Below are 13850 nucleotides of genomic sequence, written 5' to 3'. Positions count from 1 at the left end.
CGGGTTAACACTCATGGTTTGCCAACGTCGCCGAAAGCTGGCCGAAGGTTTCCAATTTCTATAATCGCCGTCATTCACCCAGAAAGCGCCGCATGTTGTTTCGCGCGGCGACCACACCTCAGGAGACTGCTTCATGCGTACCTTGCGCCAGATTGCCACTGTGTCAGGTGTTGCATTTGCCCTTGCCGCCGCTTCGGCCGCCGCTCACGCGGAAAAAATCACGATCATGGTCGGCGGCGCCGCCAAGATCATCTATCTGCCGGCCAAGCTCACCGAGCAGCTCGGCTACTTCAAGGACGAAGGCCTCGACGTCGAGATTCTGTCGCAACCGGCCGGCGTCGACGCGGAAAACGAACTGCTCGCGGGCGCGGTGCAAGGTGTCGTGGGCTTCTACGATCACACCATCGACCTGCAAAGCAAGGGCAAGGAAGTTCAGGCGCTCGTGGTCTTCGGCCAGGTGCCGGGCGAAGTGGAAATGGTCTCCACCAAAGCCGCGGACACGTTCAAGAGCATGGCTGACGCCAAGGGCAAAACGCTCGGCGTGACCGGCCTCGGCTCGTCGACGAGCTTCCTCACGCAATACCTCGCGCAGCGCGCGGGCGTGCCGTCGACGCAATACACGCTGCTGCCCGTGGGCGCGGACAACAGCTTTATCGCGGCCATCAAGCAGAACCGCATCGACGCGGGCATGACGACCGAGCCGACCGTCTCGCAACTGCTGAAGACCGGCGACGCGAAGGTTCTGATCGACATGCGCACGCTCGAAGGCACGCGCGCGGCGCTCGGCGGCACGTATCCGGCTTCGAGCTTCTACGTGCAGCGCGCGTGGGCCGAATCGCACAAGAGCGACGCCACCAAGCTGTCGCACGCGTTCGCCAGGACGCTGAACTTCATCTCGACACATAGCGCTGAAGAAATCGCCGCGAAGATGCCGAAGGACTACTACGGCAGCAACAAGGACCTGTACGTCGGCGCACTGAAGGCATCGCTGCCGATGTTCACGAAGGACGGCAAGATGCCCGCGGACGGTCCTGAAACCGTTTTGCGCGTGCTCTCCGCATTCAATCCTTCTGTCAAGGGCAAGCACATCGATCTCGCCAAGACCTACACGAACGACTTCGTGGCGGCGCCGGTCAAGACCGCGGCGAAGTAACGTCAATTCAATATCACGAGAACTGCGAGGCACCAGCCGATGAACCAACCAATGTCACGCGAGACGCCTGCTATCGAAATGCGCAACGTCTCTTGCCGTTTCATTTCTCCGGACGGCAAGGCAACCATTGCGTTGCGCGACTTCAGCATGTCGGTGGCACGCGGCGAGTTCGTCGCGATCGTCGGCCCTACGGGTTGCGGCAAGTCCACTACGCTCAGCATGATTACGGGCTTGCTCAAGCCCACTACCGGCGAGGTCCGCGTGATGGGCGCGCCGGTGGACGGCATCGATCCGCGCATCGGCTTCGTGTTTCAGGCAGACGCGGTGTTCCCGTGGCGCTCGGTCATCGACAACGTGGCTGCGGGTCCGCTGTATCGCGGCCGCTCGAAATCGGCGGCCTACGACGAGGCCAACGAATGGCTGCGCCGCGTGGGCCTCGACAAGTTCGGCAAGCACTATCCGCATCAACTGTCCGGCGGTATGCGCAAGCGTGTGGCGCTCGCGCAGACCTTCATCAACCGGCCGGAAATCCTGCTGATGGACGAGCCCTTCTCCGCACTCGACATGCAAACGCGCACGTTGATGCAAGACGAGCTGCTGCAGTTGTGGGGCGGCGCCGGTTCGGTGGTGTTCGTCACGCACGATCTCGAAGAAGCCATTGCACTCGCCGATCGCGTATTCGTATTGACCGCGCGTCCCGCCACGCTCAAGAAAGTCTACGAAATCGACCTGCCGCGTCCGCGCGTTACGTCGGAAGTTCGCTACGACCCGCGTTTCATCGAAATCTCGCGCGACATCTGGCACGACCTGCGCGAAGAAGTGCAGATCGGTTAATCAAGGAAAGGGAACCATGTCTACTACCCCTCAACAGGTCATGCCCTCGGGCATCGACGCCGCGTCGCTCGCGCAAGTCGAACGTGTCGCGCAAAAGCGTATCCGGCAGCGTCACATTCTCGTGGTCTCATTGCGTATCGCGGTGCTCGTGGTCGTGCTCGGCGGCTGGGAATTGTCCGCGCGCCTGAAGTGGATCGACCCGTTCTTCTTCTCGATGCCGAGTGCGATTTTCGATCAGATCGTCGAGTGGTTCGTGAACGGCACATCGCAAGGTCCGTTGCTCACGCAGGTGTGGGTCACGCTCGAAGAGACCGGACTCGGCTTCATTATCGGTTCGGTTGCGGGCATCTTTTGCGGCATCGTGCTCGGCCGCAACAAGCTGCTCTCGGATGTGTTCAGCCTCTACATCAAGATCGCCAACTCCATTCCGCGTGTGGTGCTCGGCTCGGTGTTCGTGATTGCGCTCGGCCTCGGCATGGCTTCGAAAGTGGCGCTCGCAGTCGTGATGGTGTTCTTCGTCGTGTTCGCCAATGCGTTCCAGGGCGTGCGTGAAGCCGATCGCTACATGATCGCGAATGCGCAGATTCTCGGCGCATCGCGCCGTCAGGTGACCACGTCGGTCGTGATTCCGTCTGCGCTGAGCTGGATTCTCGCCAGCTTGCACGTGAGCTTCGGCTTCGCGCTCGTCGGTGCAGTGGTTGGCGAGTTCCTCGGTTCGAAGCAAGGTATCGGTCTGCTGATTTCGACGGCACAAGGCGCGTTCAACGCGAGCGGCGTGTTCGCGGCGATGATCGTGTTGGCCGTCGTCGCACTCGCGGCAGACTATCTGCTGACCGCCGTCGAGCAGCGTCTGTTGAAATGGCGTCCCGCCGCGGTTTAAGCGAAAGCACGCTGGCCGTGTGAACGCACGGCGCTCAACAAAAGCCGTTCGGTCTTCTTTGACCGGGCGGCTTTTTCATTTCTCGCGCGGCGATTGATTCGTTCTCTCGCGGCACCCTGTCTTCCTTTGTCGTTGCGCAGCAGACTTCCACCTGCCGGAAGTTGGCCGACGCGCAACACTTCCCCGCCCTTCATGGCGTCATTCGGCGCGCAAAACGGCTCCCGGCAGATGTTTGGACGAGTGGCATGCTCAATGCATGTGAGCCGCCACCGCAAGTCGTGTATGTCCCAACATCGATCGAGTCGAGGTGCGTCATGTCGAGTGTGCAAAGTCAAAGACGAGCTACGCCTATGCGAAGCCGGCCTCTGTCCCGAAGCGGCGCACCCCGCCCTGGCCGCCACGCTCTCGCCGGCCTCATGCCGCTTGGTTTGCGGACTGCGGGCTTCATCGGCCGTGGCCCGAAAGAACTGTGGCCGTATGTGTTGCCGTGGGTTTTCGCGGTGCTCACGGCCGCCTTCTTCTGTCTTGTCGTGCACGGCGTGCTGATGCGGCAGCTGCTGGTGCCGCCGGTCGATGCGCCGCAATCGTTGGTGACGCGCGGCTATACGCCGAGCTTCCTCGCCGAACGGATCATGTCTTCGATGAAAGACATCGGCCACGACGCCGAGTCGATTCCTCGCGACACGATGGCCGATAACGACGCCCAGCTCGACATTCAGATTCCTGGCGAGGAGATGTCGTACGCGTCGACGGTCCGCTTCATCAAGGGCATCGTCAAACGCGCCGACGTGGTGGTGCATGTCGGCATCACGAAGATGAACGACAGCACGGACTCCTACGTCGCGCATGTGCAAATAGAAAATGGCCCCTTCAACTCTCGCGAGAGCGTGGTCGCGTTTGAGGGAAGCGATCTGGAGAAGTTCGTGCATGACATTGCGGTCAAAGCCATGCGCCTCGCCGAGCCGAACATACTGGCCAGTCATCTCTTCTCCGAAGTGCAGAAAACAAAATGCTCGCTCGCCAATTGCAATTACAGCGAGATTGTCGCGATCTATGACGAAGTACTCGCCATGCCGGCTTCCGAGCAAAGCGAGTGGGCGCTCGCCGGCAAGTCGTGGTTGCTCGCCAGTCAAGGGCTCGCGAAAGAAGCCGAACAGCAGACCCGCGAAGCGCTGACCGTCTACAAGGATTCGGCGATTCTGCGCGCGAGCCTCGGCGTTGCGCTTGAGCAGCAGCATCGTATCGACGACGCGCTCGAAGCACTGCGAACCGGCGCGCACAGCAAGTCCCCCACGGCGGAAAACCTGCGTCTTCTCGGCGACGTGCTGTTGCATTCGGGCCGCTATCAGGAAGCACTGAATGCATTCAGGCAGGCGTATCGGATGAAGCCTGACTCCGTCGATAACCTTCACGATTGGGGCGAGGCGCTCGTCACGATCGGCAGATACGACGAAGCGATCGAGAAGCTCTCGCTCGCGGTCTCGCTGCGTCCCGATCTCGCGCCGTCTTACGCAGAGTGGGGCCGCGCGCTGGAGGGAAAGGGCGATCTGCGCGGTGCCTCACGCAAGTTCGAGCACGCCTTGCAACTCGACGCCGGCACCCTGTCGGCGAGAGAAAGCCGCATCGCGCGGTTCGGCGCAGCGCTTCAGGATCGCGACGGCCTGGGCGAGCCGAAGCATGATGTACGAATCCAGCCCGTCCTGTTCGTGACGACACTTAGCTGAAGGAGATGATCGATGGAAGACTTCGACGATGCATTCAAGGCGCTGATCGGAAGTGAAGGCGGCTACTCCTTCAACCCGGCCGATCCAGGCTGCCGCGCCGCACGCCGACGCTTTTCCAGCCGTTTGCGCCCGGCGCGCAGGGGCCGATTTTCTCGGGCGCTTCCTGAGTCATTTTTTGAGCCTCTTCCCGAAGAATGGCTAATTGGATTACACACGCGGCGGAACCAGGAACTCGCCACGTGTGTCGTCTGTTGTGATGCGGGTCTTTCGCCGCAGCGCGTTTTGCGCTACGTTTGCAACGCTTAGGCTTCCCACGTTCAGTTTTGCATACACCTCTACTGGAGCGATGCATATGAGCGACGTCCAATTCGAGCAAGCGGCGCAGCAACACACTCAAGCGCAGAACGACCCGATTCGCCACGTGGTGGTTCTGCTCATGGAAAACCATTCCTTCGATCAGATGCTCGGCTGCCTCGACGAAGTGCATCCCGACCTGGACGGCGTGCGTAACGCCGCCACAAAAACCAACGCGGACGGCAAAGGCCATACCTTCTCCCCTCGCCCCACGCGCGAGCGGCAAATGAAGCTCGATCCGGATCATGAACACTCGGCCGTGTTGACCCAGATCGACGGCGACAACAGCGGCTTCGTGCGCTCCTTTGCAAATGGCTATCCGAAGAGCAGTCTTGCTGCGCGACAGGACATCATGGGCTATTACCCGCGTGGGTTTTTACCCGCGCTGCATACGCTCGGAGAGCAATTCACCGTATGCGACAAGTGGTTTTCATCGTTGCCCGGTCCAACTTGGCCCAATCGCTATTTCGCGCTGACCGGCACCTCGAAGGGTGAGGTCGGCATGCCATCCGGACTCGACGGACTCAATCCGAAGTGGTACACGGAACAGGACCAGGACACGATTTTCGATCGACTGAACGAGGCGGGGAAAACGTGGAAAGTTTACTTCTACGACTTTCCGGCGTCGCTGCTGCTGAAGAACCAGCGCAAACCCGGCAACCTCGCCAATTACCGCTATTTCGACGAGTTTTTCGGCGATGCCGCCGGGCCAGCCGATGCATTCCCGGAGTTCGTATTGATCGAGCCGAAGTATTTCGGCGAGGCACAGAACGACGATCACCCGCCGCATAACATCATGAAGGCCGAGAAGCTGATCGCGGACACCTACAATGCACTGCGCTCGAATCAGGCATTGTGGCAGAGTACATTATTAGTGGTCCTATACGACGAACACGGCGGATTTTATGACCACGTTCCGCCACCATCCAATGCAGTCGCGCCGGACGATCATACGAGCACCTTCGGCTTCACGCGACTAGGCGTACGCGTGCCCGCCATTCTCGTGTCACCGTGGTGCGCGAGCGGCGTATGCCATGTGCAATTCGACCATTGCAGCGTGCTCAAATATCTTTGCGACAAGTGGACGCTGCCTCCGCTCGGCAATCGCACGAAAGCTGCTGCGAGTATCGGGCTCGCGATCCGCACCACGAGCACGGCGCGCGCAGATACTCCGCAGTTCATTCGGGTGAGCAATCAATCGCTCATTCCGGATCATGTGGAACTGGAGAAGAAGTCATCGAACAGTAATCAGCACGGACTCCATCATTTCGCAGACTTTCTGCATGCGGAACTGGATCGGCTGGCGGCGGACGCGGTGGTCTCGGCGGCGCACTTCGCGCGCGCGCAAACCTTCTGGATACGCATGAAAAGCGCGCTCGGCTCCGCGATCATCAGCGTGGGACAGTGGCTTAGCAAAGACTTCTATCAGGCCCGCGATCAGCGGGATGCGCGCACGAGTCAGGCATTCACGCGGCTTTCGCAGCAGGCTCGCGGCAACCGATCGCCGGCGTCCAGGGGCAACCAACATTAACGGGCCGCCCACCGTTTATCTCAAATCTCGCAACGAAGTTTACCGAAAAGCGCCATTACTCTCTCCAGATTGCAAAACTACAATCTAATCACTGGCTACGAACAAGAACGTTCATAGCGCGATAAAGACCGAACTGGAGGTAGTTGATCATGAAATCCCTTATTCAAGCCGTTGTTATCGCCACTGTGCTGGCCGCTCCTGTCGCTTCGTTTGCGCAATCCAACCAGCCGGTGACTCGTGCCCAGGTGCGCGCGGAACTCGTCCAGCTGGAAAAGGCGGGCTATCAACCAGGCCGTGCGGACCCGTACTATCCGGCCGACCTTCATGCCGCACAAGCTCGCATCGCCGCCGAGAACGGCACCGCACAGCCGGGAGTTTCCAGCTACGGCGGCGCGGCGAACGGCTCGTCGGACTCGGGCCACACCGTGTCGGCTAATAGTGCGCGATCGGTTTACTTCGGCAATTAAGGCCGAAACGCGGCAGATTAGCCGCATGAGCTATGCGAATTCATAGCGGTCCGCCGCTCGCCATGCTCGACCTCGCGGCTTGCTTCACCTGTTGCAAATGAATTGGCCCGCGACCGGTTGTTCCGATCGCGGGCCAGTTCGCTATTCTTTACCTCCGTCATCGGCTACCGATGACTTTGCCTGGACCTCATCCGTCCAGGCGCTTTTTCCCGGCATACGGTTGCGCGTGCAACCAGATCAATCGCGAGCGATCAAATTGTCCACCTGACCGCGACCCGTGACGAGGCAGCTCGACAGGAAATTTTCGCCCTGGCTGCTGGCGCCGGCCTCTCCAAAGCCTTTCTTCAGCGCGCCTGCCTTAACCAGTTCTGCGCCTTGATGGCACGTGATTGTCCCCATTTCACCGGCCTGGGCGCGCATGAGCGCGCGATCCGCCATCAGATAGCCGAGCAACAGCACCACTGCAATATTGAACGCCTGTCTCATGGATTGTCTCCTCTTTCGAAGAGACTAACGCGAACCATCGACGCGTGGTCTTAGGGGTTTCCCGATTCGCGTCTACCTGGCGGCCGCGCCGCGCCACCCTTTCCACCTGCTCAGAAACGCGCTTCGATGTTCCGGATGCGCCGCTCGATCGCGTGACGCGCCAACGCATTGGAAGGCACCAGCAGCAGAGACGACGCAATGATCTGATACACCCGGTTTCGCCGCACTTTCGATACTTTGTGCGGATCGAGCCACGCCTCGTTGTCCACCAGCAGCAGCAATGTTTCGAGGCCGATCAGGATCGGCCACAGGCACGCAAGCCGCAGCCGCACGGAAAACGCGGGAATGGCGAGCGTGTAGTCGAGCGCCTCGCGGAAGTGATGGAGCGTCTTGCGCAAGAGGTCGATCAATAGCGGACGCGCGCGCACGGAATTGGCCGGCAGCAAAAGCTCCTGCGGGCTCAAGTCGTACTGGTCCAGCATCGCTTGCGGAAGATAGCAGCGGCCGATTCTTAGGTCGTTGCCGCAATCGCGCAACACGTTGGTCAGTTGAAGCGCCTTGCCGAAGCGCACGCCGCGTCGCGCCATGATTTCAGGGGCCTCTTTCAGCATGCCGGGCATATGCGCGTAGGTCATCGTCGTCCAGAATTCGCCGACGCAACCCGCCACCAGATACGTGTACCGGTCGAGTTCGTGATATTCGCGCAGCGCTGCAATGCGGCCGGAACCTTCATCGGGGAAGGTGCGCAGATCGAATTCCATGCCTTCGGTCAACGTCGATACGATCTCGCGTACGGCCTTGCGATCGGCCACGCTCAATTGCATCAGCACGTCGAGCGCGGGGCCAAGCGATGCGAGCAGCACCTTCTCGTCCGACTGGCTCTGCTGGCCCGCGACCTCCGCGGCCATGTGCTGAAATAGCGCGGCGTCGTTCGTCACGCCGTTCACCTGGTCGCGCAACGACAGCAGTAACTGAAGGCGCCGTTCGGGCGCGATCAACGACGTATCCGCAATCGTATCGGCCGCGCGCGCGAGCAGATAGGCAAGGCCGATCGGGTCGCGCATGCCCGCGGGCAATATGCGCAGCGTGAGGTAAAACGAGCGTGAAACGCCTTTCAGGAGCGGACCTAGAAGAAAAGCCCGAGTCGGATTCGGCATGGGTGCGATGTGAGTATTGGCAAAATTCTGGTTGTGCCGAATTGTATACGGCAAGGGGCGCCAGGATGCGTGCGGCATGAATCTCGTGCCGTCAATGAGCGAAAACCAGACCTCGACTCAAGAGCGATCGACTGCGCAAGTTCCGAGCGCTCCGTTCATCACGCCTTGATGGGCAAATGAAGTCATGAAAGCCGGGGCAAGTTGCAATGAGGTGAGCCGCGAGCCCCACTCGCGCATGCCGCATCGTCCTGCTGCACCTGTCGCTAGAAATCTTGTGTCCGCGCTTCGCAGATCGGAACGCGCCGCCTTGATAAGGATGGCCAACCAATGTCGCGAAGAAGCGACCTTTGCTTGCCGACGTTTTTGCCTCCACGCGTGGTGATCTTCATTGCGGGTCTACAACTGGGTCTACAACTCGACATGCGCGGCAAGCGCTCGCACGGCGGACCCTCCGAGCAAACCGCAATGCAACCTGTCCAATGCATGATTGCGATTTATTTCATGCGCCCCACCCACTCTTCCAACCTTTTTCGAGCGCTGTTGCGAGCGCATCGAAATCTCGACGCGCGCGTCGAGCGGTTTTTCGCTGTCCTTCTCGCCCGATGCCGTGGCCAAGCGCGCGCGGGGCAAGTAAAATCGCGGGCGTCCAACGCTTTGCGTCGGTGTTCGCCGCAGGCTACCGGGAACGCGTATTGCTTCTCGAAGGGATTGGCCCTCGGACGGACCGCCCGCGAGCCGCCGCATCTCGCACGCATCTCGCACTTAACCAGATACGACAATGACCAGCCACGAAATTCAGACCTCTCTTCGCGCCAACGTCGAAACGGGCGTGCCCGGTCTCGATGAGATTCTGGGCGGCGGTCTGGTCCGCGGCGGCGTTTATCTTCTCGAAGGCATGGCAGGCGCGGGCAAGACGATCCTGTCGAGCCAGATCGGCTTTCATCGCGTAAGGCAGGGCGAGAAGGTGTTGTACATGACCCTCATCGCCGAATCGCACGACAAGTTGCTCGCGCACCTCAAAGGCTTGAGTTTCTTCGACGAAAAGGCGGTCGCGCAGCAAATGCTGTTCGTGTCGGGCTATCACGAACTCATGCAGGACGGGCTGGACGGCTTTCTCAAGCTGATTGCGTCGAGCATCTACGACTACCGGCCGAGTCTCATGATCATCGACGGCTTTCGCAGCGCGCGCGAGTTCAGCGAGACCGAGTTGTCGTTGTCCAAGTTCATTCATGAACTGAACGCGCTCGTAGCCGCAATGGATTGCACGACGCTGCTGCTCGCGCCGCTCTCGGGCAACGAGCCGCATCCCGAACATACGCTGGTCGATGGCCTGATCGAACTGAACCGCTATACCGACGGCATGCGCCGCGCGCGCGAGATCGAAGTGCACAAGATGCGCGCGCGCAATCATTTGATGGGCAAGCACTATTTCCGGATTTCCGGAAGCGGGCTGCTGATGTTCCCACGGCTCGAAGCGCAATGCGCGGCGCCGGCCGGTCCCGTCGATCTGAAAGCGCGGCTCGGTTTTGGCTTGCCGCACCTCGACGTTCTGTTCGGCGGCGGCCTCTCGCAAGGTTCCACCACCACCCTTCTCGGGCCATCCGGCGCCGGCAAGACCACGCTATGCCTGCAGTTCCTCGCGGCCGGCGTGGCGCGTGGCGAACGCTGTCTCTACCTCGGCTTTTATGAAGGACCGCAACGTCTGATCGGCAAAGCCGAAGCCGTGTCGATTGCATTGACCGACGCGTATCAGGACGGCCGGCTCATGATCCAATGGCAGCCCGCCATTGAACTCGCCGTCGATGAGATCGCAGCCGCCGCGCTCGCCGCCGCGAAGCACAGCGGCACAACGCGCATCGTGATCGACGGCGTGGAAGGCTTTCGCGACTCCGCGTTGCGCACCGAGCGCTTCGGCCTCTTTCTGAACGCGTTGCTGCATCAGTTGCGAGAAGCCGGCGTCACCACGCTCGTCACGGAAGAACTGCCGCTCTATCCGGACCCCGGCCCATCGAGAAACTCGCGTGTTTCCGCGTTGACGGAAAATCTCGTATTGCTTCGCTACGCGGAAACGGACGCGGGGCTGCGCCGCGTGATCTCGATCGTGAAGCAACGTGAAAGCGCGCATGATCCGTCCACGCACGAACTCGTCATTTCTTCGAACGGGCTCGATGTTCTCGAAAGCCCGCTGAGCGCGCCGGTGTCCACGGCGCCGACCGTGTCCGCGACGTTGCAGCCGCGGCGACCGGCGTAGCCTCTCATGAAAACCATTCTGGTTGTGGATGACGAGTTCGACATCCTCACGGTCTGGCGGCTGCTGCTCGAACGTCACGGCTATACCGTGCTGACTGCGTCGAACGGGGCCGTCGCGCTAGAACAGATACGGCGCACGCGGCCGGACGTTATCGTGTCGGACTGCATGATGCCGGTCATGTCCGGGCTGCAACTATGCGCGGCGCTTTACGCCGACCCCGACTTGCGCGCCATCCCCATCATTCTGTGCAGCGCCGCCGCAGACATTCCCGTGCAGCCGAATCCGTCTATCGAATACGCGCGCAAGCCGATCGGCTTTGACTTCCTGCTCGCCATGCTCAAGCGAATCTCCGCATAGCGGCCACTCGGTGCAGCATCGCGCGCCGACGTCCGCAATCGCACCGACGACTAGACCCACTGGATCGCAACCGCCGGCATTTCACCGCGCCCCATTCGCGGGCCCCTATTCGATTCGTCCCGGCTGATGGTGGACGCGGCCATGCAAGGCGCGGGCATCGCGCTCGCGCCCGCGCTGATGTTCGAACGCGAAATCAATGCCAGCCGCCTCGTGCGTCCGTTCGATGTCGAAGTGCATGCGGGCAGTTACTGGCTGACATGGCTGAAGGGCAAACAGATGACGCCCGCGATGCTGCTCTTCAGTCAATGGCTCATCAAGGAAGCGGCGGCGCAATCACAGAACTAGCACAAGCTCGCACGCCGATGGCCATTCATCGCAGGACGTTCCGCCGGTTGCGGAAACACGTTCCATGAACCGTCGTCGTGACGGAAGAAGAAGATCGACAGCAAGCCGCCCGGACGCAGCGCCTCAACACGAACAAAACGCTGATGCGAAGCGCGGTGGCGAAACTCCACCACTCGCGCGGGCATCGACGGAGTCGGGGCGAGCCATTTGTCGACGGCCCAGTGCAAAGTCTTTTGAGCGGCAGCCATGATGTTCTCCTCGATTCCGTTGCGCTTCACTGCTCTGAGTTCCGTGCGATGACTCACGCAAACTGGGCGGCGGCACGACCGCCCTTTGCGCCGCTTTCGACGAATGCCTTCACGAGGCACATCAGCACATGCATGCCCGTGCGCGGATGGCGCAAGCTGCAATGCACCTGCTCGCTGCGGCTTTCGCCGAGCAGAACCCACGCGCAGAAGTGTTCGCAGTTGTTGGTCAGCAGGCGATAGCGATTTTCGCCAAGCCGTGAACGAGCCCGGCACACGGCTTCTTCGCCGATGTAGCGCGCGGCGGGCGTCGCACGAATCGACAGCGGATGGCCCGCCGCGAAGCGCTGAATCTCGACTTCTTCAACCGGGCCGCGATGCGCCGAACCTGCGAAGCCCGCGTAATGAACCACGCGGCCATTGCCCACGTAAATGCCGTGATGTTCGTAACCGTTGCGCGACGAGACGAGATGCGAGCCGATCGGCAATTCGATGGCGGATGTCGGTTCGTCGCCGGCTTCGCTGCTCGTCTGAAGAAGGTTCGTGTTCATGGCTGGCCTCGTCTTGTTTCCAACACTGTTGCGAGGTCTTTCGCATCTTCCGGGCCATGTGCGAAAAGCCCTTTACTGACGGGACTTCTGGAGAAATCCGGCGAAATTCAGCGAGAGAAGTGTGCGCCGTGAGCCGACACAAATCGCGTCGATATGTTTGCGCGCGACACTCATTCGACGCATCGTCACGAGCCATCGAACCGCGATAAAGATGTGTTTAAAGATGTGTTGGGTCTCACACCGGTTCGAGCGCGTGCTTGTTGGCTTCGGCCCGACCTATCGTTGCACTCGCGCATCGCATGGAAAACGCGAGCGCGCCGCAACCTCGGCCAGTCAATGCATTGCGCGCGAATGCCCATGCCGCGCACGAATTGGCATAGCACTTGCTCCATCTCGTCCAGATCCTTTAAAACCGCGCGCGCCGAGCACGCGGTCAACCGGAGAACGACATGGCTTCCATTTCTGTGAATGATCTTTCGCTCAACCTCGCGCTCGACCGCAAGGCAATGGCCGCGATCCGTGGCGGCGGCGGAGCGCCGTGGGTGTACGGCTGGATTCAACCGTATGTGCGGGAAACCCCGAGCATCGGACCGGTCGTCAACCTGTACGACATCTCAAACAACTTCTATGCTAACCAGATGATCAACCAGTTCCAGTCGGTCGATGTGCGCAATACCGGCGCGAACTCGAACATCAACGTCACTCCTGACGCACGCAGCAGAAACGACATGGTGTAGCCGTTGTGATTTGTGAGAGCCAATTTCGCTGGACGTCGTCCGCGCGTTCCGACGCGGGGCTCGTGCGCGAAATCAACGAAGATGCCTGCCTCGACCAGTCCGATCTCGGACGCTGGGCCGTCGCCGACGGCATGGGCGGGCACGCGGTCGGCGAACTCGCGAGCCGTCTCGTGATCGACACGCTGATGCGGCTCGCGTCGCCCGTCAGCATGAAGGCTTTTGTCGCCGACGCACGCACGCATTTGCAGGCGGCCAATCGTCAGTTGAGAGAAGAAGCCGCGCGACGCCAGGTGCAGCGCATCGGCAGCACTGTCGTCGCGCTGCTCGCGTGCGACCGCTTTTGCGGCTATGTGTGGGCCGGCGACAGCCGCCTGTATCTCGCGCGCGACGGGCAACTGCATCAGCTCACGCGCGATCACAGTCAGGTCGAAGCGCTCAAGTCTCTCGGCGTGATTACCGATGAAGAAGCGCGGCACCATCCCGCGCAACACATGATCACGCGCGCCGTCGGCGCGACGGATCTACTCGAACTCGACGACGACGCAATCGAAGTCGCCGACGGCGACATCTTCCTGCTTTGCAGCGACGGCTTGAGCAACGAGGTCGACGACGAAGACATACTCTCTGTGCTGACCACCGCAACACATGGCAACGCACCGGACCAACTGGTGAACCTCGCCCTGGCGCGCGGCGGCCGCGACAACATCACGGCGGTCGTGGTGCGCGCCGAAGATCCGCACGCCGCCGATAAAACGCTTCTGAATCCGGCGCCGTGAGG

General features: G+C 60.8%; 14 protein-coding genes and 2 pseudogenes. 12 read left to right on the top strand and 4 right to left on the bottom strand.

All coding sequences use genetic code 11. The features are described from left to right. Window positions 1-133: 133 nt before the first annotated feature. The 7 genes and pseudogenes from VOM14_RS01270 (at window position 134) to VOM14_RS01240 (ending at window position 6943) form a co-directional block, all read left to right on the top strand. Window positions 134-1153 carry an ABC transporter substrate-binding protein gene (locus VOM14_RS01270; RefSeq protein WP_327626847.1) on the top strand — a complete coding sequence of 340 codons (1020 nt, stop codon included), beginning with the start codon at window positions 134-136 and terminating at the stop codon, window positions 1151-1153. Window positions 1154-1192: 39 nt separating this feature from the next. Then, entirely contained in the window at window positions 1193-1987 is a 795-nt protein-coding gene (locus tag VOM14_RS01265; RefSeq protein WP_027800940.1) for an ABC transporter ATP-binding protein, read from the top strand. Between the two features lie 16 nt (window positions 1988-2003). Further along, window positions 2004-2867, top strand: coding sequence for an ABC transporter permease (locus tag VOM14_RS01260; protein WP_327626846.1), 864 nt, complete (start codon window positions 2004-2006; stop codon window positions 2865-2867). 314 nt (window positions 2868-3181) lie between these two features. Further along, complete coding sequence (locus tag VOM14_RS01255; RefSeq protein WP_327626845.1) at window positions 3182-4591, top strand: tetratricopeptide repeat protein; 1410 nt, start codon at window positions 3182-3184, stop codon at window positions 4589-4591. A gap of 12 nt (window positions 4592-4603) precedes the next feature. Then, window positions 4604-4681, top strand: a pseudogene (locus VOM14_RS31405) (glycoside hydrolase family 108 protein); the annotation flags it as partial. 262 nt (window positions 4682-4943) lie between these two features. Further along, window positions 4944-6476 (top strand): alkaline phosphatase family protein, encoded by a 1533-nt coding sequence (locus VOM14_RS01245; protein WP_327626844.1) that lies wholly within the window; start codon window positions 4944-4946, stop codon window positions 6474-6476. Between the two features lie 149 nt (window positions 6477-6625). Further along, window positions 6626-6943 (top strand): DUF4148 domain-containing protein, encoded by a 318-nt coding sequence (locus tag VOM14_RS01240; protein ID WP_327626843.1) that lies wholly within the window; start codon window positions 6626-6628, stop codon window positions 6941-6943. A 237-nt stretch (window positions 6944-7180) separates the two neighbouring features. Here the strand turns inward: VOM14_RS01240 and VOM14_RS01235 are convergent, their stop codons facing one another. Together VOM14_RS01235 and VOM14_RS01230 are read right to left on the bottom strand one after the other, a co-directional pair. Then, on the bottom strand, window positions 7181-7429 hold the full coding sequence (locus tag VOM14_RS01235; protein WP_327626842.1) for a hypothetical protein: 249 nt from the start codon (window positions 7427-7429) through the stop codon (window positions 7181-7183). A 110-nt stretch (window positions 7430-7539) separates the two neighbouring features. Continuing rightward, complete coding sequence (locus tag VOM14_RS01230; protein WP_327626841.1) at window positions 7540-8586, bottom strand: squalene/phytoene synthase family protein; 1047 nt, start codon at window positions 8584-8586, stop codon at window positions 7540-7542. 778 nt (window positions 8587-9364) lie between these two features. Between VOM14_RS01230 and VOM14_RS01225 the strand changes: the two genes are divergently transcribed. From VOM14_RS01225 to VOM14_RS01215, 3 genes and pseudogenes are all read left to right on the top strand, one after another. Next, window positions 9365-10837, top strand: a complete 1473-nt coding sequence (locus VOM14_RS01225; RefSeq protein ID WP_327626840.1) for an RAD55 family ATPase — start codon at window positions 9365-9367, stop codon at window positions 10835-10837. Window positions 10838-10843: 6 nt separating this feature from the next. Next, complete coding sequence (locus tag VOM14_RS01220) at window positions 10844-11194, top strand: response regulator (RefSeq protein WP_327626839.1); 351 nt, start codon at window positions 10844-10846, stop codon at window positions 11192-11194. A 57-nt stretch (window positions 11195-11251) separates the two neighbouring features. Beyond that, window positions 11252-11539: pseudogene (locus tag VOM14_RS01215) on the top strand (LysR substrate-binding domain-containing protein); the annotation flags it as partial. Here the strand turns inward: VOM14_RS01215 and VOM14_RS01210 are convergent. Together VOM14_RS01210 and VOM14_RS01205 are read right to left on the bottom strand one after the other, a co-directional pair. Further along, complete coding sequence (locus tag VOM14_RS01210; protein ID WP_327626838.1) at window positions 11536-11787, bottom strand: hypothetical protein; 252 nt, start codon at window positions 11785-11787, stop codon at window positions 11536-11538. The pseudogene VOM14_RS01215 and the gene VOM14_RS01210 overlap by 4 nt on opposite strands. A gap of 53 nt (window positions 11788-11840) precedes the next feature. Further along, window positions 11841-12335: a lecithin retinol acyltransferase family protein gene (locus VOM14_RS01205; RefSeq protein ID WP_327626837.1), complete on the bottom strand. Its 495-nt coding sequence runs from the start codon at window positions 12333-12335 to the stop codon at window positions 11841-11843. A gap of 449 nt (window positions 12336-12784) precedes the next feature. Between VOM14_RS01205 and VOM14_RS01200 the strand changes: the two genes are divergently transcribed. Both VOM14_RS01200 and VOM14_RS01195 read left to right on the top strand, forming a co-directional pair. Then, the gene (locus VOM14_RS01200) at window positions 12785-13072 is read left to right on the top strand and encodes a hypothetical protein (RefSeq protein ID WP_327626836.1); all 288 of its coding nucleotides are present in this window, start codon (window positions 12785-12787) and stop codon (window positions 13070-13072) included. Window positions 13073-13077: 5 nt separating this feature from the next. Further along, a complete protein-coding gene (locus tag VOM14_RS01195) occupies window positions 13078-13848 on the top strand; it encodes a PP2C family protein-serine/threonine phosphatase (protein ID WP_327626835.1) in 771 nt (256 codons plus the stop codon). The last annotated feature ends 2 nt before the right edge of the window (window positions 13849-13850 follow it).

The organism is Paraburkholderia sp. MPAMCS5, assembly GCF_036016995.1.
Lineage (GTDB): Bacteria > Pseudomonadota > Gammaproteobacteria > Burkholderiales > Burkholderiaceae > Paraburkholderia.
This window is presented reverse-complemented; position numbering and strand designations above follow the sequence as displayed.